Below are 25,998 nucleotides of genomic sequence, written 5' to 3'. Positions count from 1 at the left end.
CTAGGTGTTCACGTTCGGCCGATCTGGGTGTTCACGATCGACCGAAATCCGCAGCAGAAGGCGGTCGAGGAGCTCCTGCCTCGCAAGGGCCGGGGCTGGAGACCGCCGAGAATCACGTGGCGAGACCTCGCGAGACGCGCCATGGATCCGAACAGGAATCGTCATCCAACCCGCTGGAGACTGTGCCTGGAGCTGGTGCCGGCGAGGTGACCATGGCTCTTAACCGATCACGAATGGGTCTGCCCATGCTTACCACCGCTGAGTCTAACATTGTACACATGGAAATCGTCCCTCCGCCCTATCGAACGCTACCTGGTATCTATCGATGCTGGTCTCGCAGAGGCATTGAACAAACCCAGTTCGTTGTTTCGGTCAACGTCCTCAACATTCGTACCACCATGGAACCCGGCCAATTTAACCTCCATCCATCTAGCCCTGGACCCTACGGTCTGCGCCAGCCAATTCTGTGCCGCCGTGGGCTCGTTCGTTTACTACTGGGAAGTAGGTCATCTTGTTGGCTGCCAGTTCCTCTTCGAAGTGCCAGGCCCCTGGTCGGCACTCAGCCACGCGGAGCAGACGCTCTAGGTCGTCCCCCTGGATGGGCAGTTCATGCATCGAGCCAGGCCCGAACGGCTGGACCTATTGAGCGGACCAGAGGGAGCGAAGATGAACCCTCAAGGGTACGAATCTTGACCCCGACGAGCCGAACCAGTGTGCCCTATGTGTGCCATGGTTCTGCGTCCCGGACGGACGACAAAGGGTTTGCGGACCAAAATCGGTCCGCAAACCCTTGAAAATTGGTGGCGGTGGGTAGACTCGAACTACCGACACGGGGCTTATGAGACCCCTGCTCTAGCCACCTGAGCTACACCGCCGTATTCCGTTCCTGCTGTCCTCAGGACCACCCTGAAGGTGGCTGGGGGCGGGATTCGTACCCCGTGGGGGCCCATTGGTCAAGCGCCCATCGGCCCTGGCTTGGCTGCTAGCATGGGGGCCCATGTCCTGGAGGATCTGCAGCCTCTTCGTGCTCCTCTCGGCCCTCCCGGGCTGCGGGCGGGACTTCGAGATGCCCGGCCTCCTCCCCCAGGGGCTGATCGGCTGCGGGATCGACGCGGACTGCGACGGCGGCCGGCACTGCCAGGGCGCCACCTCTACGACGGAGGCCGTCTGCTTCCCCACGAGCATCATCGGCCTGCCCGGACAGGGTGATCCCTCGGCCCTCGACTACCGCGACAACCTCCCCCACCTGCGGGAGTGGGCGGAGGAGACCTACGGCCTGGGCCCCCCCGAGCTGGTCATGATCAACGGCGCCCACCTCGGCGCCGAGGGGACCATCGACCTGGGCGCTGGCGCGACCGCCAGCTGGACCTACCAGCTGCGCCTGGGCGACAGCGGCCGCTACCTGACGGTGGTCTACTACCTCTACGAGTACGCCGCGGAGAACCTGTCCGTCCCCCTGGGCATCCTCGGCATCGGTACGGTCACCGCGACCCTGAGCAACGCCCTGGGTCACTCCCTCTCCGCCGACCCGGTGACGGGCCAGGGCTCCACGATCTGCAACTGACGCCCTCCGTGCATAGGAATCGATCATGAGCCGCATCCAGAAGACGATCTCCCCCGTCGATGACACGGTCTACCTCGAGCGCGAGCTCGCCGAGGAGGCCCAGATCGAGGCGGCCCTGGCGAGGGCCGCGGCGGTGCAGCGCGAGTGGCGCTCGCTGACGGTCGAGGCCCGCTGCGAGGCCCTCTCCCGCTGGGTGGACGCGATGATCGCGGACCCGCAGCGCACGGCCACCGAGCTGGCCTGGCAGATGGGCCGGCCGGTCGCCCACGGGGGCGGCGAGCTCAAGGGTCTCGAGGAGCGGGCCCGGCACATGCTGGCCATCGCCCCGCGGGCGCTGGCGGACCTCGACGTGGGCCCCAAGGAGGGCTTCCGGCGCTTCATCCGCCGCGAGCCCCTCGGCGTGGTCTTCGTCGTCGCACCCTGGAACTACCCCTATCTGACGGCCGTCAACGCCGTGATCCCGGCCCTGGCGGCGGGCAACAGCGTCCTGCTCAAGCACTCCTCCCAGACCCCCCTGGTGGCAGAGGCCTTCTCCTCGGCGGCCGTCGAGGCGGGCCTGCCCGAGGGCCTGCTCACCCACCTCCACCTCTCCCACGAGGACGTGGCGAAGGTCATCGGCGACCCCCGGGTGGGCTTCGTCGCCTTCACCGGCTCGGTGCCGGGGGGCCACGCGGTGCAGGAGGCGGCCTCGGGCCGCTTCATCGCGACCGGTCTGGAGCTGGGCGGCAAGGACCCGGCCTACGTGCGGGCGGACGCGGATCTGAAGCACGCCATCGAGACGGTGATCGACGGGGCCTTCTACAACGCCGGCCAGAGCTGCTGCGGCATCGAGCGGGCCTACGTCCACGCCGACCTCTACGACGACTTCATCGCCGGCGCCGCCGAGCTGGTGCGGACCTACCACCTGGGCGACCCCACGAAGCCGGAGACGACCCTGGGGCCGGTGGTGCGCACCAGCGCCGCCGACTTCATCCGGCAGCAGGTCGCCAACGCCCTCACCCGCGGCGCCCGGCGGCTGGTGACCCCGGACGAGTTCCCCCTGGCCACCCCCTTCGGGCCCTACCTGGCCCCCGAGCTGCTGGTGGACGTCACCCACGAGATGGCGGTGATGAAGGAGGAGACCTTCGGGCCGGTGCTCGGGGTGATGAAGGTGGCCTCGGACGAGGAGGCGCTGGCCCTGATGAACGACAGCGACTTCGGGCTGACGGCGGCGATCTTCTCGCGGGATCTCGAGGCGGCGGTGGCGCTCGGCGACCGGGTCGAGACGGGGACCCTCTTCCTGAACCGCTGCGACTATCTGGATCCGGCGCTGGCGTGGACCGGGGTGAAGGACTCGGGGCGGGGGTGCACGCTGAGCTCGTTGGGGTATGAGGCGGTGACGCGGCCGAAGTCGTTCCACCTGAAGATCCTCGGCTAGCGAGGTTCCACCAACGCGCACGCGTGCGCGTGCGCGGAAGCGTGACAGGGGTGTCAGGGTGAGAACATGATTTCCCGGTCCCCGGGTACGTAACCCCTTGAATACCCGGGCCTCGTGATGGCACCCCCCTTGCTCCATCCCTGGCGATGCGACCGGCGCTCCTCGCTCCCCTCCTCGCCCTCCTGACGGCCACGGCCTGCTTCACCACGGTCCCCTCCTCCGGCCTCTCCCTGGAGGCCTTCGACCTGCAGGCCACGGTGGACGAGACCCGGGGCGGGCGGGTGCGGGTCTCGGTCACCCTGAACCACTGCGGCGTCTCCTGGGAGCGCATCACCCTGGCGGGCACGGACCGCCTGGAGGCGAGCCTGGACGGCGAGACGATCGAGCTCTCGCCGCCGATCTTCTCCCTGGGCGGGACCTACGAGGGCATCTTCCCCCGGGGCACCGAGAGCGGAGAGGTCTCGATGGTGCTGCTGCGGACCCCCGGCTCCCGCGCCCGGCCGGGCGCCACGGTGATGATGCCGGCGAAGGTGCGCATCACCTCCCCCGCCCGCCGGGAGCCCGTCTCCCGGGGCACCGAGGACCTCGCGGTGCGCTGGTCACCGCTGCGGGGCGAGGACGAGGGCAGCCTGGGCGCCGACCGGGCGGCCTGGGAGGTCCGGGGCGCCGAGGCCTGCTCCAGCGAGGATCAGGCGCCCGACTTCCGCGGCGACCTCGAGCTCGGCCGGCGGGACGACGGCTTCGTGCTGCCCGCCGGGACCCTGGCCCTGCCGGCGCTCTCGGGGAGCGGAAGCTGCAAGAGCGAGCTGGTAGTGCTGCGGTCGAACGTTGGCCTGGTGGATGAGGGGTTCTGTGGGGATTCGAGTATCCGGGCGGAGAGGGTTAGCGCGCGGGTGTTCAAGTCGACGCCCTAGAGCCCCGGATCGAGAGCCGTACACGTACACGTCCACGTCCACGGGTTCTCCGGTAAACCTCGAGGCTGAGAGCCATCGCCCCTCGGAAAGGCCGTGTACGTGTACGTGGACGTGGACGTGTACGGGGTCGGCCTACCGGCCGGCCTAGCCCTGACAGAACCCGTAGCTCCGCCCCTCGAGAGGCAGACACGCCGCGCCCCCCGCACAGGAGGGAGTCCCCCCCGGCACACACCCGATCCTGCAGGTACTCTCCCCATTCTGCAGGATGCAGAGCATCCCCTTCGCGCAGTCGAGGTGATCGGTGCAGGGATCCCCATCCTCGGAGGTCCCCCCCGGCCAGCAGCGCCCTCCCCGGGGCACATTGGCGGCCCAGCAGAAGGCTCCGTCCCCGCAGAAGGGGCTGACGGTGGGGTCGCAGGTCGGCAGGCAGACCAGCTGCCCCTGCACCTGCTGGCAGACATGGTTCTCGAGGCAGACCCCGGCCGAGCCGCCGCAGGGCTCCCGGGCCGCCTGCAGGCCCCGCGCGGGCGAGGTGCAGAGGCCCGCGGGGAGCTCGCAGACCCCCGACTGGCACTGGCCGTCACTCTGGCAGGGCGGCGCACAGACGTCCCGCAGGTCGGCCGGCTGGCCGGCGGGATCGCCGAAGAGGTAGCGCTGACAGGGGAAGTCGGCCGGGCAGCTGCCCTGGTCGCTGACGCCGCAGTAGGCGCTGCAGTAGGTCTGGCCCTCGGTGCCCGAGAGGCAGATCCGTTCGGCGCAGGCCAGGGGATCTCCCCCCGGGCAGGCCTCGCCGATGGCCGCCCCACCGCCGTCCGTCACGCCGCCGTCCGGGTCGTCGTTGCCGCCGGTGCCGCAGGCGGCGGTCAGGGAGAGGACGAGGAGGGTCGCGAGGGTCGGGAGAGTCCGGCGCATGGCGACCTTTTAGATCAGCCGGAGGAGGCCGGCGAGGTCGCGCGGGGGCCGAAGGGCAGGCGCCCGTCGACGATGACCCGGTAGGTCAGCCAGCCGCAGACCACGCCCAGGACGAGGAGGACCAGGCCGAGGCCAGTCGAGCCCAGGAAGAGCTCGCCGAAGCCGAAGAGGAGCAGGTAGACGAAGGCCACGCCGGTGGCCCAGCCCAGGGCCACGTCCCACTTGCGCTCGGTGAGGTCGACGTCCGGGCAGCGCGCCCGCACCGGCCCCCAGAAGCCCAGGGGCCGCACCTTCCGGTAGAAAGCGTCGAGGGTCGCGTCGTCGGTGGGCGGGGTGAGGAAGGTCACCGTCACCCAGATCGTGGTGGAGAAGCTCACGGTGACCAGCACCCGGGCCGCCTCCCCGAGCTCGGGGACGCCGGGCAGGTAGAGGACGAGGGTCACCAGGAGGGTGGCGCCGAGGGCCGCGAGCTCGCTCCAGGCGCTCACCCGCCACCAGAGCCAGCGGGCCAGGGCCACCAGGCCCAGCCCCGAGCCCAGGGTCACGAAGAAGACCCAGGCGTCGGCGATGCTGTTCATGTTCAGGGCGAAGATGGCGGCGATCACCGCCATGATCACCACCGCCCAGCGCGAGGCGGCGACGTAGTGCCGCTCGGAGGCGTCCTTCTTGAGGAAGCGCTGGTAGAGGTCGGTGACGAGGTAGGAGGCGCCCCAGTTCACGTGGGTGTCGATCGTCGACATGAAGGCGGCGATCAGCGAGGCCACGGCGATGCCGAGCAGGCCGGTGGGGAGCAGGTCGCGGATCAACATCGGGTAGGTCGTCTCGCGGTCGAGGCCGGCGTTCTCGGCCACGGGGTAGAGGACCAGGGCGGCGAGGCCCGCGAGCAGCCAGGGCCAGGTGCGCACGACGTAGTGGCAGGCCGTGAACCAGAGGGTGGCCCCGGCGGCGTGGCGGGCGTCCTTGCAGGCGGCCATCCGCTGCATGAGGTAGCCGCCGGCGTCGGAGTACTTCTGGGCCCACCAGAGGATGAGCACGTAGACCCCGAAGAGGTGCAGGGGCATCCACTCGCTGTCGCTGGCGGGCACCCAGGCGGTCAGGCCCGCCGCGTCCCCGGTGGTGGCCTCGAGCTTCGTCATCAGCTCGCCCAGGCCGCCGACCTCGCGCACCGCGAGCACCGCCACGGCGACCGAGCCGATCATGGCCAGGGAGAACTGGATGAGGTCGGTGATGACGACGCCCCGGAAGCCGCCGAGGACCGAGTAGCCCACGGCCAGGACCATGGCGAAGAGGACCGAGAGGCCGGTCTGCGGGTCGACCTGGTTGCCCGCGGGCCAGAGGGCCACCACGGCCTCGAACCAGCCGGCGGGGAGGATGGCCTCCCAGTCGACGAAGACCCCGAGGATCTTCCGCATCGCCAGGATGACCCAGCCCATGGTGATGCAGTTGATGGGCACGGCGAAGAAGAAGGCCTTGAAGGCCCGCAGGGTCGCCGCCGGCTTGCCCGAGTAGCGCGACTCGATGATGCCGGCGTCGGTGAGGACCTCGGAGCGCCGCCAGAGACGGGCGAGGTAGACCGCGGCGAAGACGTGGGCGATGGCCAGGTTCCACCAGAACCAGTTCCCGGCGACGCCCTTGGCCGCCACGATCCCGGTCACCGCCAGGGGGGTGTCGGCGGCGAAGGTGGTCGCCACCATCGAGGTGCCGGCGATCCACCAGGGCAGGGTCCGCCCGGCCGCGAAGAAGCTGGCGGTGCTCTCCGAGGCCTTGCGGGCGAAGAAGGCTCCGACGCCGACGGCGATCACCAGGTACGCGATGACGATGGACCAATCCAGTGCAGGCATGCGCGCGGCAGATTGCCTGACGGGGCGGGGTCGTGTCGATGCCGGTGGAGGGGCACCGGCTGCGAGCCATGAGCTGCGAGCTATGATCTGTGATCTTCGGTGGCACGCAGCCGCACGGGCCGGTCGTGGCACATCATCTGGCGCGGACGCCTCGAGCGCGCCGTGCGAGCACGACCAAGCTCGAAGCTCACAGCTCGAAGCTCACAGCCGGTAGCCGAAGGCTACCGCCTGTGATCCGGCCCGATCCGCTCTTCCTCGTTCTCGGCGCCCCGCTCCTTCTCGCCCTTCATCTGCAGGTAGCGCAGGTGCTCGCGGGAGACGTCGAAGGGGGTGCCGACCGGCAGGGTCGAGCCGAAGGGCTTGGACTCGGCCATGAGCTGATCGCGGCTCATGATCGCCGCGCTGCGGTCGAGGACCGGGGTGGCGTGCCGGCCGGTGTCCATCCGGATGGCGTCCTTCGGGCAGGCCTCGACGCAGAGACCGCAGACGATGCACTTGAGCTCGTCGATCTCGAAGCGCACCGGGTACTTCTCGATGGGGTCGTCCTCGAGCTCACCGGCCTCGATGGTGATGCAGTTGGCCGGGCAGTGGGTCGAGCACATGAAGCAGGCCACGCAGCGGGGCCGGCCGTCCTCGCGGTAGGTCAAGCGGTGCTGACCGCGGTAGCCCTTGGGATAGGGGGGCGCCTCGTCCGGGTACTCCCAGGTGACGACCTCGCTCGGTCCCTTCCGCTCCAGGACGTCGAAGTTCCGGTCGTGGGGGTAGAGCATGTTGGTCACCCACTTGCCGCCGATGACCTTCAGGCCCTTCACTGCCTCGCTGAAGAAGGTCCGCTCGAGGGCATCCATGGGGCGCTGCTCGGGAAGCTTGATGGTCTTGGTTGCCATGCGTCGCTCCTTGGATCAGTGACCGTGCGAGTGCGCGGTCTCGGCGTGGAGGGGGTCGGTCCGGGCCGGGGCCTTCACCGAGAGGTAGTAGCCCGCGAAGACCAGGCACTCGACGAGGCCGATCCCCAGCGCCCACTTCAGGGAGGGGTCGAGGATGACCGCGACGGCGGTGATGACGACGTTCACCAGGGAGAGGGGCAGGATCATCTTCCAGCCCACGTCCATGAGCTGATCGTAGCGGAAGCGGGGGAAGCTCCAGCGGATCAGCATCTGCAGCCAGACGAAGAACATCATCTTGCCGGCGAAGACCGTCAGGGCGATCCAGGCCGCCAGCAGGGCGCCCCAGTCACCGAGGCCGGCCGTGCCGGAGAGCCAGGCCTGCAGCTCGCCGTAGGGGAGCCAGGGGATGGACCAGCCGCCGAAGAAGAGGGTCACGATGATGCCCGAGAGGATCACCAGCTCGACGAACTCGGAGACCATGAAGATGCCGAACTTCATGCCCGAGTACTCGATGAAGTAGCCGACGATCTCGGGGTCGGCCTCGGGCAGGTCGAAGGGCGCCCGCTTGATCTCGGCGAAGGCCGCCACGATGAAGAAGAGGAAGGCGACCGGCTGGTAGATGACGCCCCACTTGGGCAGGCCGTAGAGGACGCCGTCCTGCCAGGCCACGATGCCCATCGGCTGCAGGCTCTCGTAGAGGAGGAAGGCGCCGACCAGGGTCAGGCCCAGGGTGACCTCGTAGGAGATCATCTGGGCCGAGGCGCGCAGGGCGCCCATGAGGCTGAACTTGTTGTTCGAGGCCCAGCCGGCCAGGGTCGTGCCGTAGACCGCCAGGGAGGCGATGGCGAAGACCCAGAGCATGCCGAAGTCGAGGCGGGCCGCCTGGAAGCGGACGTCGACGCCGAAGGCGGAGAGGTCCGGCCCGAAGGGCACGACGGCGATCAGGGCGAAGGCCGGGGCCATGGCCATGAAGGGCCCGAGGTTGAAGAGGAAGGCGTTGCCCGCCGGAGGCACGAAGTCCTCCTTGGTGAGCATCTTCACCGTGTCGGCCAGGACGTGGGGCAGGCCCATCCAGGGGCCGGAGCCCTTGATGATGCGCGCCCGGTTCGGCCCGATGCGGTTCTGCATCTTCGCCGACCACTTCCGCTCGGCCAGGGTGAGGAGGGCGGCGGTGGCCATCACCACCACCAGGCCGATGACGAGCAGCGCCAGGACGCCCACCCACTCGGTGCCGGAGATGTTGAGCCAGGCCCACTCCATCTTCTCTGCGATCACGGCCAGCAGCTTGGTCACGCCAAAGATGCCCACCAGCACGATCGCGCCGATGGCCAGGAAGACGGTCGTCATCAGGACCAGGGCCCGGGTGATGTAGAAGGCGCGCAGCGCGCCGCTCATCGCCGTACGGTCGTTGTTCGTCTTCATCGTCGTCTCACTCACCGGGGCCACCGGGAGATGCCGCGCTCGTGCCGCACACCCCGACCGCCGGTCTGGCTGTCGTCCTCACTGACTCCAACACCGTCGAGGGTCACGCCCTCGGCCGGGACCTCGCCCCACTCCACCGAGCCCAGGACCGGCGAGCGGCCTCCGAGCTCGGCCCAGAGGGAGGCCGGATCCTCGGCGTCCAGCTCCTCGCCCAGGGCGCGGGCGAGCTCCAGCAGCCACTCCCAGTGAGCGGCCGCCTCACCGCGGGGCTCGAAGGCCCGGGTGAAGCGCTGGGCGCGCCCGAAGGCGCTCACGAAGGTGCCCTCGGTCTCGACCATCGTGGCCGCCGGCAGGGCGATGTCGGCCTGCTCCACCAAGGGCCCCAGGTTGGTCGCCGAGCAGGAGAACCAGTTGAGGCCCGAGAAGGTGCCCGCGACGAGCTGCGGGTCGGTCGGTACGTCGAGGCCCACCGCGTGCAGGCGGGTCACCTCGCCGCCGTCCACCGCCTCGAGGAGGGCGCCGAAGCCCTTGAGCTCGAGGCCGAAGGCCTCGGCCGCCAGCTTCACGCCCAGGCGGTTCGGGTTGCGGTCCTCGCGCAGGAGGATCTTGTCGGCCTCGCCGGGCTCGCGGCCGCCCACGTAGAGGCGGCTGGCGCCGAAGAGCTCCTTGGCCACCCAGGCGGTCGCCAGGGCGTCCTCGGTGGAGACGCGGGGGCTGATCAGGAAGGCCAGCTCGCGCTTGCCCTTGAGGCTCTCGACCTTCTCGGCCAGCCGGCCGACGAGCTCGAGGGAGGAGCCGGCGGGCGCGACCTGCCCGCGCTCGTGGCGGGGGGTCAGCATCCGGGCCTCGTTCACGAACTTGTAGGTCGTGCGGCCCTCGTCGCACATCCAGTAGCGGTTCACCGCGAGGTTGTCCCGCGCCCGGAGGCGCTCGACCCGCGACTGCTTCTGGTCGACCCAGGTGTTGCAGCCCCGGTCGCAGCCGTCGCAGATGCCCGCGGAGGTCTGGAGGTTCCAGACTCGATCCCGGAAGCGGAAGTCGCTCGAGGTCAGCGCGCCCACCGGGCAGATCTGCACGGTGTTCAGCGAGTAGTTCGAGGTCAGGGGCTCCTCGGGGAAGGTCTCGAGGTAGGCGTGGTCGTTGCGCCAGAAGATCGCCAGCTGCGGCTCCTTCGCCACCTCGTCCATGAAGCGCACGCAGCGCGAGCAGAGGATGCAGCGCTCCTGGTCGAGGGTGACCCGGGGCCCGAGCTCGACCCGCTTGCGCTTCTTCACCTTGAGGACCGGATCGCCGATGCGCGCCGCCCGGGCGTCGTACTGGGCGTACTGATCCTGCAGGGGGCACTCGCCGGCCTGATCGCAGATCGGGCAGTCGATGGGGTGGTTCACGAGGATGAACTCGAGCACCGCCTCCTGCGAGCGCTTCACCCGCGCGTTGCGGGTGTTGATCACCTGGCCGTCCATCAGCGTGGTGTGACAGGCGGGCAGCAGCTTGGGCGCCTTCTCGACCTCGACGAGGCACATCCGGCAGTTCGCCGGGATGGTGAGCTCCTCGTGGTAGCAGAAGCGCGGGATCTCGATCCCCAGCTCGTCGCAGAGCTGCATGATCGTCTGGCCCTTCTTGGGCTCGATCTTCATCTCGACGCCGTCGAGGGTGATCGTGATCCGGTTGTCGGTCTTCTCGGTTGTCTGTGTCTCGGGAGCCATCAGCGGTCGATCTCCCCACCGATCATGTTGATCGAGTCGAAGGTGGGAACCAGGTCGGCGATGAGCGAGCCCGTCACCATCGACGGGAGCGCCTGCATCAGCGACAGGCAGGGCGAGCGGACCTTGCACTTGTAGGGCTTCCCGCCGCCGTCGCTGACGACGTAGAAGCCGAGCTCGCCGTTCGCGCCCTCGGTGTAGCCGTAGGCCTCACCGGCGGGCACCTGCATGCCGTACATGACCAGCTCGAAGTGGGCGATCGTGCCCTGGATCGAGTGGTAGACGTCGGTCTTGGCGGGCTTCGCCCACCGCCAGTCGTCGATGATGATCGGCCCGTCGGGGAGCCGGTCGAGGCACTGCTCGACGATCCGCACCGACTGCCGCATCTCCTCCATCCGGACGAGGTAGCGGTCGTAGTTGTCGCCCCGCTCACCCACCGGCACGTCCCAGTCGAGCTCGCCGTAGAGGAGGTAGGGGTGGTCCTTGCGGACGTCGTAGTCGACGCCGGTGGCCCGCAGGCAGGGGCCGGTGAAGCCCCAGTCGATGGCGTCCTCGGCGTTGATGATGCCGGTGTCGCGGGTCCGGTCGATGAAGATCCGGTTGCGGGTCAGCAGCGCGTCGAGCTCGCGGACGATCTCGAGGGTGCGCTTCAGGCACTCGCGGACCTTGGGGACCCACTGATCGTCGGGGATGTCCCGGGCGAGGCCGCCGACGCGGCAGTAGGAGACCATCAGCCGCGCGCCGGTGAGCTCGGCGATCCGGTCGTACCAGTGATCGCGCATCTCGACGGCGTAGAGGAAGGCCGTCATCGCGCCCAGCTCGAGGGCCATCGCGGCGATGGCGGTGAGGTGGTCGCAGATGCGGTGGATCTCACCGACGAAGGTGCGGATGTTCTGGGCCCGGGGTGGCGCCTCGATGCCGATCAGCTTCTCGACCGCCATCGCGTAGCCCACGTTGTTGAGCATCGGCGAGACGTAGTTGAGGCGATCGGTGTAGGGGAAGGCCTGGGTCCAGGTGGCCGCCTCGACCTGCTTCTCGAAGCCGCGGTGGAGGTAGCCGATCTCCGGATCGATGGCGGCGATGGTCTCGCCGTCGAAGCGGATCAGGAAGCGGACGGTGCCGTGGGTGACCGGGTGGGAGGGGCCGACGTTGACGAGGATCTCCTCGGTCGGGAGGCCCTCCACCTCGGAGCCGAAGAAGCTCGCCGGCGGCGGGTTGCTGCCGGGGCCCAGGGTGCGGCGCACCTTCGCCATCTCGGCGGCGGACTCGTCGCGGGACTTGATCTTGTCGGGGGCGCCCATCGTCAGTTCTCCTCCGCCACGGGCCGCACGCCCTCAGGGCGCTTCAGCTGGATCAGGGTTCCGCCCGGCATCACCGGCCGCTGGCTCTCCGGATCGCGCATCGTGACCAGGGGCTGCTCGCCGCGGATCGGGTAGTCCTTGCGCAGGGGGTGCCCGATGAACTCGGGGTAGAGCAGGAGGCGCCGGAGGTCGGGGTGCCCCTCGAAGACGATGCCGTACATGTCGTAGGCCTCGCGCTCGAGCCAGTTGGCGCCCTTCCAGACCGGCTGCACGCTCGGCAGGCGGGGATCGCTCTCGTCGACCCGGCACTTCAGCCGCACCCGGTGCCGCCGGGTGAGGGAGTAGAGCTGGTAGACGACCTCGAAGCGGGGCGACTGCCCCAGCCAGTCCACGCAGGTGATGTCGGAGACCTGCTGGAAGGCCATCTCCGGGTCGCTCTTCAGCCAGCGGCAGACCTCCCGGATCATCTCGGGGACGATCTCGGCGGTGTCGTCGCCACGGTGGGAGTGGGTCTTCAGGACGACCTCTTCCCCGAACTGCTCCTGCAGGGCCGCGAGTACCTTCTTGCTCATCTCGATGTTCCTCGTTTCGCCTATTCGACGACCACGGGCCGGCGGGCGCCAGCGACGCCGCGAACCTCGGTGGACACCTTGTCCTGGAGCAGCATCAGCGCATCGATGACCTGCTCGGGGCGCGGCGGGCAGCCCGGGACGTAGACGTCCACCGGGATGATCCGGTCGATCCCCTCGACCGCGGTGTAGTTCTGGTAGAAGCCGCCGGTGGAGGCGCAGACCCCGAAGGCCATCACCCAGCGGGGCTCGGGCATGGCCTCCCAGACCCGGCGGAGCACCGGCGCCTGCTTGTGGGTGATCGTGCCGACCACCATCAGCAGATCGGCCTGCCGGGGGGTGAAGCGCGGCACCTCGGCGCCGAAGCGGCCCATGTCGAAGCGGGCGCTGGAGATCGACATGTACTCCATGCCGCAGCAGGCCGTGACGAAGGGGTACTGGAAGAGGGAGAAGCGCCGGGCCCAGTTCAGGCCGCCGTGCGCCTTTCCGGTCTTGAGGGCCGAGAAGAAGCCGATGGCGTCCTCGCGGCTCGTGGGAATGATCGGCAGGCCGCCGGTCTCGTCGAGCTTGGTCATGCCTCGTCTCCCTCGGGAGCGGTGCGGGGCGACCACTGAAGGGCGCCCTTCTTCCACTCGTAGACTAGTCCCAGGATGAGGAGCAGCAGGAACACGCCCATGGCCAGGAGGCCGTAGACGCCCAACTCCCGGGCCACGGGGGCCCAGATGAAGAGGAAGATCGTCTCCAGGTCGAAGGCGATGAAGAGCAGCGCCACGATGTAGAACTGCACGTTGACGCGCCTGCGGGCCGATCCGACGGGGATCGAGCCGGCCTCGTAGGGCATGCGCTTGTAGTGGCTCTTCTCCTTCACGGTGCCGATCGCGGTGACCAGACCGATGAGGAGGGCGGCGATGAAGCCGCCGAGGGCGAGGGCGATGGCAGCCGGGAGGTAGGCGCCGATGTCGCCTTCGGCCGCTGACCCGGAAGCAAGGAGCGTAGGGACCATGATGTGTCTCTCGTCCAGCGGGTTTGTGGCCCGAAAATGGGCCGGGAAAAACCTGGTGGTTTGGGGAGCCGTAGTTAGTCGCGGCGCCGGAAAAGAGTCAACTGTTCCTGGGGCTTGCGGCGATTGGGTCGACCTCCGCGCACCTGGGATAGGATGTCCCGCATGAGCCGGGACGGTGACTCGGGCGAGCGGACCCGCCAGGCCTCGGTGGCGGACCTCGCCTCGGGCGAGATCGATCGCCTGGAGTCGAGCCTGGAGCGGGCCTCGATCACCCGGATCCTGCGCCTCCAGACCGTCCTCGACGAGCGCCTGCGCGAGCGCTACCACACCCTGGCGGTCCTCTTCTCGGACATCGCGGGCTCCACCTCCTACTTCGAGACCCACGGGGACCTGGCCGGCCGGAAGATGGTCCAGCGGCACAACGACCTGCTGATGCCCATCATCGAGGGGCAGGACGGCCGGATCATCAAGACGATCGGGGACGCCATCATGGCCACCTTCCCCGACCCCGAGGCGGCGGTCCTGGCGGCGATCGGCATGCAGGAGGCGGTCGCCCAGCTGCAGTCCCTCGCCCGGCGGGCCGAGGATCAGCTCTCGATCCGCATCGGGATCAACTTCGGCGACGCCCTGGTCAACGACAAGGACGGCGACGTCTACGGTGACATGGTGAACGTGGCGGCCCGGGTGCAGTCCCAGGCCGGCCCCGACCAGATCTTCGTCTCCGACTCGGTCCGCGCCCGGATGCCCGACCGGATCCGCCTGCGGCCTGCCGGGACCTTCACCCTCAAGGGCAAGACCGACGCCTACCCCCTCTTCGAGGTGCGCTGGGTGGGGACGGGCAAGCACCAGCGCCCCACCCTGCCGGAGGTCGAGCTCCCGGCCACCCTCCCCGCCGAGACCTCGGGACCGATCGAGGCCCTGCCGCCCCCGCCGAGGCGGCGACCCCCGCCCCGGCGCCGGCGCCCCCGCCGGGGCTGACCTTCACCAGCCCCCTCTTCGTGCTGGCGGTGCTGGGCATCCTGACCCTGGCCGGCGCGGTGGGGCTCGGGGCCTACCTGGCCCTGCGCGGCGGCGCGGCCCCGGCACCAGCAGCCGCCACCGCGGCCGCCCCGGCGAAGGAGCCGGCGGCCGACGCGCCTCCGGCGGCGCCCGGCGGGCCCGCCGCCCTGCCCGCCGACCCGGCGCCCGAGGCGACGGCCGAGGACCCCCTCGCCGCCGGCATCGAGCGCCTGCCCCTCGAGCCCCTGGCGGCCGATCCCCCCTCGCGGGCCGGCCGGGAGCTCACCGGCCAGCGCAGCGCGAAGGCGCGGGGGCCCGCCACCCTCAAGGTCATCGTCACCGGCGGCTGGGGCCAGGTGAAGATCGACGGCATCAACCGGGGCCAGACGCCGATCGCCCCGGTCGAGCTCGCCCCGGGCCGGCACGAGGTGGTGATCGAGAACCCCCTGCGCCAGACCCACCGCCAGGTGCTCCGCCTGCGCGCCGGTGAAGAGCGCACCCTGAAGGTGAAGCTGCTGCCGAAGTAGGCTCCGCGGCGGGTCGAGCCTCCGGGGCGATCCACAGTAGGATGGGGGCTGCTGTCGCGAGGAGGTGACATGGCAACGAGGGGACTTCATTGCCTGCTCTTCGTGCTCTGCTGCGCGCCGCTGCCGGCGTGGAGCCAGGACACGGAGGCGGACGTCCGGGTCAGCGAGGGCGTGCGCCTCTACGAGAGCGCCGAGCTGCCCGAGGCGAAGGCCGTGCTCTCGCGCGCCCTGGAGGACGAGGCCCTGCCGCCCGCCGACGCCTCCCGCGCCCGCAAGTACCTGGCCGCGGCCCTCCTCGCCGGCGGCGATCTCGCCGGGGCCCGGGCGGTGCTGGTCGAGCTCTTCCAGGCCGACCTCGAGGCCGAGGTCTCCCCCGGCGTCTTCGTCCCGGCCCTGGTCACCCTGGCCGAGGAGGCCCGGAGAGAGGTCGAGGCCGATCTCGCGGCCCGGCCCGCACCGCCGGTGGAAGTGCCGGCCCCGCCGGTCGAGCCGGGCCCGGTCGAGACCAAGGAGCCCGCCGACCCCGCGCCGCCCGCGAACACCGGCGGCGCGGCCACCCCCGCGCCGGCGCCGGCGGATCCCGCGACGCCGAAGGTGCGCGGCCTCTCCCTGCGCGCCGGGGTCTTCGGCCTCTCGGAGCTCACCGGCCCGAGCCTGGGCGCGGGCGCGGCGGTCGTCGTCGGCTACGCCGGGGTCGAGCTCTCCCCCCGCCTCCTCCTCGGCGCGCACCTCGGCGGCGAGATCGAGCTGGCCTACGCCTTCCTTTCCGGAGACCTCCAGCCCCGGCTGGGGGTGCGCGCCACCTTCGTGCCCGACGCGGGCTGGGGCGGCGGGCAGTTCGTGGGGCTGCGCCTCGCCCTGACCGGCGGGCTCGAGCTCTCCGCCGACGCCGGCGTCGCCTTCTTCGACGCCAGCGAGGACTTCCGGCGCTTCGGGATCCTCTTCAACCTCGGCCTCGCCTATCGGGTGGTGGGACGATGAGCACCTCGACGAGCCGGATCCTCCCCCTCCTCCTCGGGCTGGCCCTCGCCGGCCCTGCCCGGGCCCAGGGCACCGGCTACCTGGTCGGCGCCGGGGGGGACGAGAGCCTCGGCGGCTTCGACCTCGGCCCGGACGGGGTCGCGGTCGCCGCGCTCACCTCGGACTCCCCCGACTGGCCCCAGGCCGGCGCGACGAGCCTCGCCGGGGGCACCGATCTGGTGCTGGCGATCTTCGACCAGACCAACCCCGCCCACACCTTCTATTATGGTGGCTCGGGCGACGAGGCGGCCCGGGCCCTCTCGGTGGCGAGCGACGGCACGATCTGGGTCACCGGCACCACCACCTCCGCGGACCTGCCCCTCCTCTCCCCCCTGGCCGAGGGCGGCGCCTGCTCCGGCTGCGGCCTCGAGATCTTCGTGGCCCGCTTCGCCCGGGACGGCACCCTCCTCTTCGCCACCACCCTCGGCGGCCGGGAGGACGGCCGGGACGACGAGCCCCTGGGGATCCAGGCCGTGGACGACGGGGTCCTGGTGGTCGGCAAGACCCGCTCCACCGCCTTCCCGATGCGGGGCGGACATCTCCAGGGCACCCACGGCAACGACGTCGGCGGCAACGACGGCTTCCTCGCTCACCTGAAGGAGGACGGCGCCGGCGGGATGACCCTGACCTACTCCACCTACCTGGGCGGCAACCGGGACGACGCCCTGCGCGCGGTGGTGGTGAGCGAGAGCGGCCGGGTCTACCTCGGCGGCTGGACCTCCAGCGACTCGGCCACCCTCTCCCTCACCCAGGCCTTCGACGACACGGCCAGCGCCATGGAGGGCCTCCTCCTCGCCCTCGATCCGGCGAGCGGCGGGGGCTTCGAGCTGGCCTGGAGCAGCTTCCTCGGCGGGCTCTCCGACGACGTGGTCCGCGACCTGGCGGTGTTGCCCGACGGCCTGGCGGTGGTCGGCGACTCGGACTCCAGCAACTTTGCCCCGGCCGCCCGGGCGACCCTCTCCGGCACCCCCACCGGCCTGGACGGCTTCGTGCTGCGCCTCGTCGACGAGGGCAGCCGGGCCAGCATCGCCTGGTGGACCTTCGCCGGCGGCCAGGGCGTCGATCGCTACCTCGGGGTCTCGGTCTTCCCCGACGGGCAGATCGCCGTCAGCGGCGCCACGGCCTCGGCCGACCTCCTCCCGGTCGATCCGGTGGTGGGCAACCCCGGCGGCCTCGCCGGCCCGTCCGACGCCTTCTTCTCGGTCTACGACGCCGACGGCCTCACCCTCCTCTGGTCGGAGGTGGCGGGCGGCGCCGGGGACGAGCGCGCGCCCAACCTGCGGGTCCACGCCAACCCGAGCTTCACGGTCACCGTGGCCGGCAACACCGACTCCACCGACTTCCTCGCCACCAGCGGCCGGACCCCGGCGGGCACCAACACCTTCCTGCTCTCCCGCCCCCTCTTCGACGACGCCACGCCGCCCCTGCTGGGTGACCTCGTGGCGACCTTCACCGCCGAGGGCGCCGGCACCTACCAGGTCGACGCGAGCTGGACCGCCAGCGACGCCGACACCCGGATCGTCTCCACCCTCTGGAGCGTGGAGCCGGTGGACGATCTCGAGGCCGAGACGGTGCACGGCCCGATCGAGGTGGGCACTCAGCACAGCGCGAGCGCCGGCGGCCTCGCCCTGGTGGCGGGCAGGAGCTACGCCGTCGAGATCAGCCTGCGCGACGCCGCGGGCCTCGAGACGACCCTCAACTCCGCGCCCTTCGAGGCGCCCGGCGGCGAGCAGCCCGACGGCGGCGGCGGCGATGGCGGCGACGCCGACGGGGGCACCACCGACGAGCTGGAGCCCGTCTTCGGCTGGTCGTGTGACCACGTCGAGAGCCCGGCCGGCCTCGCCCTTTTCTCGATCTTCTTCCTGACCTCGGTCCTGCTCCGCGAGAGACGCTCATGAGAACGAACCTGCGCACCCTCCTGCTCTCCCTCCCGGCCCTCCTCCTCTTCGCCGGCTGCCCCGCCGAGGTGGACGGCCCGGTGACGGTCCTGCCCGCCCCCCTGCCCGGCACCCCCCTCCCCGCCGACCCCGCCCTGATCTGTCGCGATCAGCTGGAGACGTCGGTGGTGGTGCGCGGCGTGGGCTTCTCTCCGGTGCCGATCGGGATCCCCCACGATCCCCGCACCGCGCTGCCCTCGATCACCCTCTCCCGCCGCAGCACCCTCGACGGCCAGGGCGCGGAGGCCTTCAGCTTCACCTACCCCGGAGACCCCAACGAGCCGAACAGCGAGCTCCTCTCCTGGCAGGGCCAGGAGCAGATGACCCTGGTGGTGAACCAGAGCCTGCTCCTCGCCGCCGACAGGGTGGGCCTGCTCGAGGACGGGATCTTCGACATCACCGTCACCAACCCCAACGGCAACGAGGGCCGGAGCCTCGGCGCCCTCGCCGTGGCGCCGCGGCCCACGCTCACCGGCGCCGCCCCGACCTTGCTCTGCCTGGCGCAGGGACCGCGCGACCTCGTGCTCTCGGGCACGACCTTCCTGCGGGACGAGGTCCGGCTGCCCACCCTCACCACCGGCGCCTCGCGCTTCGACCAGGTGGTCCTCTCCGGCTGCGCCGACATCGACCACGCCGGCATCGCCGCCGAGGTCTGCGACACCGCCACCTACACCCTGCCCGACGGGAGCCTGGCCGAGGGCACCCACGACCTCGTGCTCACCAACCCCGAGGCCGCCGCCTGCCACACCGAGGAGCTCGTCACCCTCCGGGTGGTGCCGCCCCCCTCGATCAGCGTCGTCGAGCCGGCCCTGGTCTGCACCGCCGATGGCACGCGCGATGTCATCGTCCGGGGCGCCGACTTCCTGAACGTGGACGGCGTCCCGCCGACCGCCACCGTCGGCGGCACCCCGGTGACCGTCACCGGCGCCACCGACTGCGCGCCCCTGCCGACCACCGGCCTGACGGTGCTGCGCTGCGACACCCTGGCCCTGACCCTGCCCCAGGGCGTGGTGACCGCGCCGGAGGAGCCCGAGCTCGTCGTCACCAACCCGGATCCGGCCGGGTGCAGCGGCAGCGCCACCGCCCTCCTCGGCCTGATGCCCCCGCCGGTGATCACCGACGTGCAGCCCCCGGCCCTCTGCGACGACGGCAGCGACGCCACCCTCGTCCTCACCGGCACCGACTTCACGGTCCTGGGGACGACGCCCCCGACCGTGCGGGTGGACGGCAGCGACGCGCCGACGGTCACCGCCTCGGACTGCACCCCGCAGACGGTGGCCGGGCAGGCCGTGGAGCTCTGCACCACCCTCACCGCCACCTTCCCCACCACCGGCTTCACCGGCACCGAGGTGAGGGTCGAGGTGGAGAACCCCGACCCCGTGGGCTGCATCTCGACCTGGGCCGACCCCCTCCCCCTGATGACGCCGCCCGCGATCCTCTCGGCCGTCCCTGCCCTGGTCTGCACCGAGGACGGCAGCCAGGCCATCACGATCACCGGCACCGAGTTCCTGGTGGTCGGCGGGCAGGGCCCCGCGGTGACCCTCGGGGGCACCGCCGTCACCTCCACCGTCACCGCCGCGAGCTGCACCCCGACCACGATCGGCCCGGTGGCCGCCGAGCGCTGCACCGAGCTGGTCGCCACGGCCCCGCAGGGCAGCCTGGTCGAGGGTGACGTCGAGGTCACCGTCACCAACCCGCCGCCCCTGGTCTGCGGGGGCAGCTCCAGCGCCGTGCTCGACGCGCCACCGCCGCTGACCATCGTCTCCACCGCCCCCTCCGGCATGTGCGAGGCCAGCCCCCCGACCCAGGTGACGATCACCGGCACCGGCTTCCTGGACGTCGACGGCGCCCTCCCCACGGTGACCTTCGGCGGCAGCGCCGTCACCGTGGACGGCCTCGGCACCTGCCAGGACCTCACGGTCGCCGGCCAGCAGGTCCAGGCCTGCGAGGAGCTGCTGGTCACCCTCCAGCCCAACACCCTGCCCACCGGGGACGTCGAGGTGATCGTCACCAACCCCGGCCTCGCCGCCTGCACCGAGTCGGCCACCGGCGTCTTCTCCGCCTCGGTGGTGCCCTCCCTCACCAGCGTCGTCCCCACCGAGTTCTGCACCGAGCTCGGCGGCACCCTCACCCTCACCGGCACCGGCTTCTATGCGACGACCAGCGTCACCCTCACCGACGCCGGCGGCGCCGCGCTGCCCGCGGACAGCGTGACCTTCGTCTCGGACACCGAGCTCGAGGCCTCCTGGGGCGTCGGCCTGCCCCGGGGCAGCTACGATCTGACCGTCTCGAACGGCCCCTCCTGTGACGCCACCCTGCCGGGCGCCGTCTCCATCGAGCCGCGGCCCTTCGTCTTCTTCATCGATCCCCCGGTGGCCTACAACGGCGTGGCCATCCAGGCGACGATCTACAGCGACGGGCTGACCAGCCAGGCCTCCTCGGTGCGCCTCCTCGGCCCCAACGGCGAGGTCGAGGCCCTCTCGGGCTCCTCGGTGGCCGGCCGGCCCAACCAGATCTTCGTGACGATCCCCGCCGGCCTCGCGCCGGGGACCTGGGACGTCGAGGTCACCAGCACCACCGGCTGCCTGGGCACCCTGGTGGGTGGCCTGGAGATCACCAACAACACCTCCCTGGCGCTGGCCGGCATCGATCCCCCCTTCGGCTCGACCAACCTCCAGACGCCGGTGATCGTCACCGCCCGGCCGGATCCCCTGGGCGCCGGCGAGGTGGACTTCGTCTCCACCCCGCGGGCTTACCTGAACCCGAACCCCTCGGGCCCCGGCACCACCGCCGCTGCCCTGCAGGCGACGGTCCACGTCGACGCCAAGACCCTCACCGCCGTGGTGCCCCCGGGCCTCGCCACCGGCAGCTACGATCTGATCGTCGTCAACCCGAACGCGACCGTGGGCGTCGTCTCCAACGCCTTCACCATCAACGCCAACGATCCTCCGGTGGTCACCGCGGTGGTCCCCGGCTCCCTCGACGCGAACGCCACGGTGAGCATCGAGGTGCAGGGCCAGGCCTTCGACACCGTGGGCGGCGCGACGGTCGACCTGATCTGCCGGGACCCCGCCGGCGTGATCTACACCGGCAGCGCGGCCTCACCGGTCGTCGTCGATCCCACCAGCACCACGGCGACGGTGAACGTCGGCGCCATCGTCGACGGCGGCGGCGGCGCGGTCTCCGCCGGGGCGGTCTGCGTCGTGCGCCTCACCAACTTCGACGGCGCCCACTTCGACTACTCGGCGATCTCCATCAAGACGCCCTCCCAGAACCTCAACTCCTGGACGGGCACCGCGCCGATGCTCGCGGCGCGCCGGGGCCTGGGCCTGCAGGCCGGACGCCCGACCGCGACCAGCCGCTACCTCTACGCCATCGGCGGTGACGACGGCGCGCTCGCCGGCGCCAGGAGCACGGTCGAGGGCGTGAACGTGGGGGTCTACGGGCAGCTCTCGAGCTGGGTCGATCAGCGCAACGGCCTGCAGACCGCCACCGGGCCCGCGCCCCGCACCCTCGCCGGCCACACCAAGATCGGACGCTTCCTCTACGCGGTGGGCGGCCACGACGGCGCCGCCCCGGTGGCGACGATCCTCCGGGCCCAGATCCTCGATCCCCTGGCCACCCCCGAGGTCGTCGACCTCTCCCTCGACCTGGGCGAGGGCAGCGGCCTGGCCCCGGGCTTCTACTCCTACCGGATCGCGGCCACCTTCCCGACCTCGGACGGCGCGAACCCGGGCGGCGAGTCCCTCCCCGGCGAGGTGCTCGGCGTGCTGGTGCCGGACATCAGCGGCGTCGAGCTGACCCTCGTCTGGGACGCCATCCCCGGCGCCGACGGCTACCGCGTCTACCGGACGCCCACCGCCGGCGCGAGCGTCGACACCGCGGAGCTCCTGGCCACGGTCAGCGGCACCACCACCTACGTCGACACCGGCGCCGACACCACCACCGCCGGCGCCCTGCCCCTGCCTCCGGGCTCGCTGGGCCGCTGGCACGAGGCCGGGATGAGCCTCGGCACGCCCCGCTACCGGCTCGCGGCCGCCTCCGGTCCGGACCCGGCGCTCCCCGGCACCCACTACCTCTATGCCTTCGGAGGGGACGACGGCGCCGGCAACGCCCTGGCGAGCGTGGAGGTCTTCACCGTCCAGGTGACGCCGCCCGCCCTGCCGAAGGCCAGCGAGCAGCAGACCCTCACGGCGGCGGGCCTCACCACCGCGGCGCTGCCCTCGGCCCGCGAGAGCCACGGCACCTTCGTCGTGAGCCATGACGACTTCGCGGTGGTGCCCACCGGCAGCACCTGGATCTACGTGGGGCCGGGCGAGGACGGCGCCGGCGCCTCGGTGGCCGAGATGAATGCCTTCGAGGTCGCCGCGGGCGGAGACATCACGACCTTCCTCCAGGTCTCGGCGCCCAACGGCCGGGAGCGCGCGGGGGCCGCCGACGGCAACGGCTTCCTCTTCCTGATCGGCGGCGCCGGAGCCCTGACCAGCGGCGTCTCCGCCCGGCTCTGCGCGGCCGGCGATCCCGGCTGCACCGGCGGGCCGCCCGAGCCTCCGGACCTCCAGAACTGGAACGGGCTGGGCATCAGCCTGAGCGAGGGCCGCGAGGATCCGGGCATGACCCAGGAGAGCGCCTTCTTCTTCATCGCCGGCGGCTTCAACGGCACGGCGGTCACCAACAGCGTCGACCAGACGGTCAAGTAGGGAGGAGGGAAACCATGCGTCACACGACTCGAACCTTCGGTCTCGTCTTCTTCCTCGGCCTGCTCCTCGCCGCGCCCCTCCGGGCCGACGCCGGCGCCGACGCCCCCTTCGTGGTGGGCGCCAAGGTCGGCCTGGGCGTCGGCACCGGCCCCCTGGGCGCGGGCTTCACCCCCGAGCTGGAGCTGGGCTACGTCCTGCCCTTCCTCGAGGGGAGGATCTCGGCCTTCCTCGGCCTGCGCTACGCCGGCCTGCCGAGCAAGGACGCCCTGCCCGTCGACCCCCGCCTGCCGGGGAGCCAGGTGCACGAGTACACGCTGCTCCAGGAGGAGGCCATCCTCACCCTGGGCGGCCGCACCTTCTTCGAGCTCACCGACTCCCTCTCGGCCTACGGCCTCCTCGGCGCCCGCCTCTACCTGATGCGCACCCGGATCCGCGGTGACATCGATGGCATCGATCCGGGGGAGAACCTCGAGACCGGCACCAGCGGCGGCTTCGTCCTCGGCGGTGGGGTCGAGTGGGCCCTGGGGCCCGGCCACCTCGTGGGCGAGCTGGCCTTCGGCTACGCGCCCCTCGACGGGCTGGTCTTCCAGGAGACCAACACCGGCATGCTCTCGCTCAACGTCGGCTACCGCTTCTACTTCGGCCTATAGCCCCCGGCTCCACTCGGGGCGCAGGGGGATCTGGCCGTCGAGGGCCGCGTCGAGGGCCTCGAGCATGGCCTCCCGGTCCGCCGGGAGCTTGCCCCGCAGGGGCAGGTAGTTCGAGGCGTGGTTGGTCCGGAAGACGGCGTCGGTCGGGCGGGCGAGATCCACGAAGGTGCGCAGCTCCCGCAGGAAGCCCAGCTGGTCGGGCAGCTCGAAGCGCCCCTGCGCCTGCAGCTTCGCGATGGGGGTCCCCGGCACCACCGTGAGGGTGAGCAGGGCCAGGAACTCGGGATCCATCTCGGTGGCCAGGCGCGCCGATCCTTGCGCGTGCTCGGCGCTGCGGGCGGTGCCGCCGGCGCCGAAAAGGAAGATCGCCGACTGCTCCATCCCCGCCGCCTTCGCCCGGCGGGCGGCCTCGACGTGCTCGGCGAAGTCGTTGCCCTTGGCGATGGCCTTCAGGGTCGGATCGTCCCCGGACTCGGGGCCGAGGTAGAGGCGGGAGAGCCCGGCCTCGCGCAGCTGCCGCAGCTCGTCCTCGGACTTCTCGAGGAGGTTGGCCGCGGTGGCGTAGGCGCTCACCCGCTTCAGGCGCGGCAGCTCCTTGCGGGCGGTCTCCAGGAGCGGGAGCCAGGCCTCGAGGGGCATGGCCAGGGCGTCCCCGTCGGCGACGAAGAGCTTCTTCACGTAGGGCCCGACCTCGGCGGCGACCTCGACGAGCTCCTCGCAGACCTCCTCGGTGGACCGCACCCGGTAGGCCTTGTCCCGGTACATCTCGCAGTAGGTGCAGTGGTTCCAGGAGCAGCCGATGGTGGCCTGGACGATGAGCGCGTCGGCCTCGCTGGGCGGCCGGTACATCCGGCCCTCGTAGACGAGCGGCATGGCCCTACATTGCCTCGCGGCCGTGGGGGCCGTCGAGATCGAGCTCGGGCCCCACCGGCACCACCCGCGAGGGGTTCAGGGACTCGTGGGAGTAGTAGTAGTGGCGCTTGATCGCCGGGAGGTCGGTCGTCTCCCGGAAGGCCGGCCGCTGGTAGAGATCCCGCAGGTAGCCCCAGAGCGCCGGGTAGTCCTGGATCCGCCGCCGGTTGCACTTGAAGTGACCGTGGTAGACCGCGTCGAAGCGCACCAGGGTGGTCCAGAGGCAGAGGTCGGCCTCGGTGAGCTGCTCACCGACGAGGTAGCGCTGCCCCGCGAGGAGGGCCTCGAGCTCACCGAGGCGCTCGAAGAGCTGCCCGACGGCCTCCTCGTAGGCCTGCTGAGAGGTCGCGAAGCCCGAGCGGTAGACGCCGTTGTTGATGGGCTCGTAGTTGGCGTCGATCATCGCGTCGATCTCGGGGAGGAGGGCCTCGGGCGCCAGCTCGAGCTGCGCGCCCGCCGCCCGGGCGAAGGTCGTCGAGAGCATCCGCAAGATCTCCCGGCTCTCGTTCGAGACGATCGTGCCGGCCTCGCGATCCCAGAGGACGGGCACCGTCACCCGCCCGGTGTAGTCGGCCCGGGCCTCGCGGTAGACCTCCCAGAGGTAGCGCTTGCCCAGCACCGGATCGGTGCTCGCCCCGGCGTCGTCCCGCAGCTCCCAGCCGTTCTCGAGCATGTCGGGGTGCACGAGCGAGACGCCGAGCAGGTCGTGCAGGCCCAGCAGCTCCCGGGCGAGCAGGGTCCGGTGGGCCCAGGGGCAGGCCAGGCAGACGTAGAGGTGGTAGCGGCCCGCGGTGACCTCCCCGGCGGCGACCCTCCCGCGGAACTGGGTGGGAGGCCGCACGAAGCGACCCTGCGCGTCGGGCTGGTACCACTCGGTGGTCCAGCGCCCTTCGATCATCCGCCCCACGAGCCTAGCGCCGCCGGCCCCGGCCCGGGCCGCCCATCTCGTCGCGCATGGCCTCGTAGGCGGTGAACTGGTCCTCGTTGAGCAGGCCCTTCACCGAGGCGTCGGTCTCGTCGCGGAGGGTGCGGATCTCGCCGCGCAGCTCCCGGTGGCTGCGGTCGCCCTCCTGCGCCTGGCGGAAGAGATCGTTCATGGCGGCCATCTCGGCGTTCATGAGATTCGTGAGGTCCCGGGCCTGCTGGTTGGAGAGGTCGTGGGCCTCGGCCAGCCGGGCGACCTCCTCCTTGACCTCCTCGGCGCGCGACTCCTGCCAGCGCTGCATCCGCTCCGCGTGCTCCTGGCGGCGGGTCTCCTGCACCAGCTCCTTGAGGCGCTCGCGGGCGGCCTCGGTCTCGAGGACCTCCCCCACCATCAGCGCGTCGACCTGCTCGCGGATCTGGTGGACGGCCTCCTGGGTCTCGGGGGCGGCGGCCGGCGCGTCGCCGGTCTCCTCGGCGGCCGGCGCGGCGGGGAGGCCCGCCTTCGAGCGCAGCACGGCCAGCTCGGCCTCCAGGCGGGTCACCCGCGACTGGAGGGAGCGCAGCAGCACCTCCTGGTCGCCCTCGGGCAGCGCGCCCCCGGCGTCGCGCGCGGGGGACTCCCCGGCGGAAGGGCCGGTGCGGGACTCGAGGGCCTGCTCCAGCTCGGCGATCCGGCCTCCGTGGCGCAGCGCGAAGATGCCCGAGAGGGCGGCGAGGGCGAGGGCGGCGATGGCGAGGGCCTTCATGGGCGGGAATCTAGGACCCCGGGTGCGTGATGGAAAGCCTCCCCGGCGCC

The 25,998-nt window shown here is 71.3% G+C and carries 21 protein-coding genes and 1 tRNA gene; 9 read left to right on the top strand and 13 right to left on the bottom strand.

Annotated features, from left to right (window positions below):
- Positions 1–798: 798 nt before the first annotated feature.
- Positions 799–875, bottom strand: a tRNA-Met gene (locus tag P1V51_23225).
- Positions 876–997: 122 nt separating this feature from the next.
- Here P1V51_23225 and P1V51_23220 point away from each other — a divergent pair.
- The 3 genes from P1V51_23220 to P1V51_23210 all read left to right on the top strand — a co-directional run bounded on the left by P1V51_23220 (position 998) and on the right by P1V51_23210 (position 3,895).
- Entirely contained in the window at positions 998–1,564 is a 567-nt protein-coding gene (locus P1V51_23220) for a hypothetical protein (GenBank protein ID MDF1565966.1), read from the top strand.
- A gap of 25 nt (positions 1,565–1,589) precedes the next feature.
- Positions 1,590–2,981, top strand: a complete 1,392-nt coding sequence (locus tag P1V51_23215) for an aldehyde dehydrogenase family protein (protein ID MDF1565965.1) — start codon at positions 1,590–1,592, stop codon at positions 2,979–2,981.
- A 146-nt stretch (positions 2,982–3,127) separates the two neighbouring features.
- Entirely contained in the window at positions 3,128–3,895 is a 768-nt protein-coding gene (locus P1V51_23210) for a hypothetical protein (protein MDF1565964.1), read from the top strand.
- A 144-nt stretch (positions 3,896–4,039) separates the two neighbouring features.
- Here the strand turns inward: P1V51_23210 and P1V51_23205 are convergent, their stop codons facing one another.
- The 9 genes from P1V51_23205 to P1V51_23165 form a co-directional block, all read right to left on the bottom strand.
- Complete coding sequence (locus P1V51_23205; protein ID MDF1565963.1) at positions 4,040–4,807, bottom strand: hypothetical protein; 768 nt, start codon at positions 4,805–4,807, stop codon at positions 4,040–4,042.
- Positions 4,808–4,821: 14 nt separating this feature from the next.
- A complete protein-coding gene (locus P1V51_23200; protein ID MDF1565962.1) occupies positions 4,822–6,648 on the bottom strand; it encodes a Na+:solute symporter in 1,827 nt (608 codons plus the stop codon).
- A gap of 221 nt (positions 6,649–6,869) precedes the next feature.
- Positions 6,870–7,535 (bottom strand): 4Fe-4S dicluster domain-containing protein, encoded by a 666-nt coding sequence (locus tag P1V51_23195; GenBank protein ID MDF1565961.1) that lies wholly within the window; start codon positions 7,533–7,535, stop codon positions 6,870–6,872.
- A 15-nt stretch (positions 7,536–7,550) separates the two neighbouring features.
- Positions 7,551–8,957 (bottom strand): NADH-quinone oxidoreductase subunit H, encoded by a 1,407-nt coding sequence (locus P1V51_23190; protein ID MDF1565960.1) that lies wholly within the window; start codon positions 8,955–8,957, stop codon positions 7,551–7,553.
- Between the two features lie 11 nt (positions 8,958–8,968).
- Positions 8,969–10,663 (bottom strand): 2Fe-2S iron-sulfur cluster-binding protein, encoded by a 1,695-nt coding sequence (locus P1V51_23185; GenBank protein ID MDF1565959.1) that lies wholly within the window; start codon positions 10,661–10,663, stop codon positions 8,969–8,971.
- Positions 10,663–11,961: an NADH-quinone oxidoreductase subunit D gene (locus P1V51_23180; protein MDF1565958.1), complete on the bottom strand. Its 1,299-nt coding sequence runs from the start codon at positions 11,959–11,961 to the stop codon at positions 10,663–10,665. Before P1V51_23180 ends, P1V51_23185 begins: the two co-directional genes overlap by 1 nt.
- A 2-nt stretch (positions 11,962–11,963) precedes the next feature.
- Positions 11,964–12,533 carry an NADH-quinone oxidoreductase subunit C gene (locus P1V51_23175; protein ID MDF1565957.1) on the bottom strand — a complete coding sequence of 190 codons (570 nt, stop codon included), beginning with the start codon at positions 12,531–12,533 and terminating at the stop codon, positions 11,964–11,966.
- A gap of 20 nt (positions 12,534–12,553) precedes the next feature.
- On the bottom strand, positions 12,554–13,105 hold the full coding sequence (locus tag P1V51_23170; protein ID MDF1565956.1) for an NADH-quinone oxidoreductase subunit B: 552 nt from the start codon (positions 13,103–13,105) through the stop codon (positions 12,554–12,556).
- Entirely contained in the window at positions 13,102–13,533 is a 432-nt protein-coding gene (locus P1V51_23165) for an NADH-quinone oxidoreductase subunit A (protein MDF1565955.1), read from the bottom strand. Before P1V51_23165 ends, P1V51_23170 begins: the two co-directional genes overlap by 4 nt.
- Positions 13,534–13,695: 162 nt before the next feature.
- Between P1V51_23165 and P1V51_23160 the strand changes: the two genes are divergently transcribed.
- The 6 genes from P1V51_23160 (at position 13,696) to P1V51_23135 (ending at position 23,366) form a co-directional block, all read left to right on the top strand.
- On the top strand, positions 13,696–14,511 hold the full coding sequence (locus P1V51_23160; GenBank protein MDF1565954.1) for an adenylate/guanylate cyclase domain-containing protein: 816 nt from the start codon (positions 13,696–13,698) through the stop codon (positions 14,509–14,511).
- A gap of 20 nt (positions 14,512–14,531) precedes the next feature.
- On the top strand, positions 14,532–15,059 hold the full coding sequence (locus P1V51_23155; GenBank protein MDF1565953.1) for a PEGA domain-containing protein: 528 nt from the start codon (positions 14,532–14,534) through the stop codon (positions 15,057–15,059).
- 69 nt (positions 15,060–15,128) lie between these two features.
- A complete protein-coding gene (locus P1V51_23150) occupies positions 15,129–16,040 on the top strand; it encodes a hypothetical protein (protein MDF1565952.1) in 912 nt (303 codons plus the stop codon).
- On the top strand, positions 16,037–17,977 hold the full coding sequence (locus P1V51_23145; protein MDF1565951.1) for a hypothetical protein: 1,941 nt from the start codon (positions 16,037–16,039) through the stop codon (positions 17,975–17,977). Before P1V51_23150 ends, P1V51_23145 begins: the two co-directional genes overlap by 4 nt.
- Positions 17,974–22,716: a hypothetical protein gene (locus tag P1V51_23140; protein ID MDF1565950.1), complete on the top strand. Its 4,743-nt coding sequence runs from the start codon at positions 17,974–17,976 to the stop codon at positions 22,714–22,716. The genes P1V51_23145 and P1V51_23140 overlap by 4 nt, the downstream gene beginning before the upstream one ends.
- A gap of 14 nt (positions 22,717–22,730) precedes the next feature.
- Positions 22,731–23,366 carry an outer membrane beta-barrel protein gene (locus P1V51_23135; protein ID MDF1565949.1) on the top strand — a complete coding sequence of 212 codons (636 nt, stop codon included), beginning with the start codon at positions 22,731–22,733 and terminating at the stop codon, positions 23,364–23,366.
- On the opposite strand, the gene P1V51_23130 is transcribed toward P1V51_23135, so the two are convergent.
- Genes P1V51_23130 through P1V51_23120 form a run of 3 tightly spaced genes read right to left on the bottom strand, consistent with a single transcriptional unit; the run spans position 23,361 to position 25,948 of the window.
- On the bottom strand, positions 23,361–24,239 hold the full coding sequence (locus P1V51_23130) for a radical SAM protein (GenBank protein ID MDF1565948.1): 879 nt from the start codon (positions 24,237–24,239) through the stop codon (positions 23,361–23,363). The two genes, P1V51_23135 and P1V51_23130, sit on opposite strands and share 6 nt — an antisense overlap.
- Positions 24,240–24,243: 4 nt before the next feature.
- Positions 24,244–25,176 (bottom strand): glutathione S-transferase family protein, encoded by a 933-nt coding sequence (locus P1V51_23125; protein ID MDF1565947.1) that lies wholly within the window; start codon positions 25,174–25,176, stop codon positions 24,244–24,246.
- A 13-nt stretch (positions 25,177–25,189) separates the two neighbouring features.
- A complete protein-coding gene (locus P1V51_23120; protein MDF1565946.1) occupies positions 25,190–25,948 on the bottom strand; it encodes a hypothetical protein in 759 nt (252 codons plus the stop codon).
- Positions 25,949–25,998: the final 50 nt, after the last annotated feature.

This window comes from Deltaproteobacteria bacterium, from assembly GCA_029210625.1.
Lineage (GTDB): Bacteria > Myxococcota > Myxococcia > SLRQ01 > SLRQ01 > JARGFU01.
Note: the sequence above shows the minus strand (reverse complement) of the source record. Positions and strands in the feature narration are given on the sequence as shown.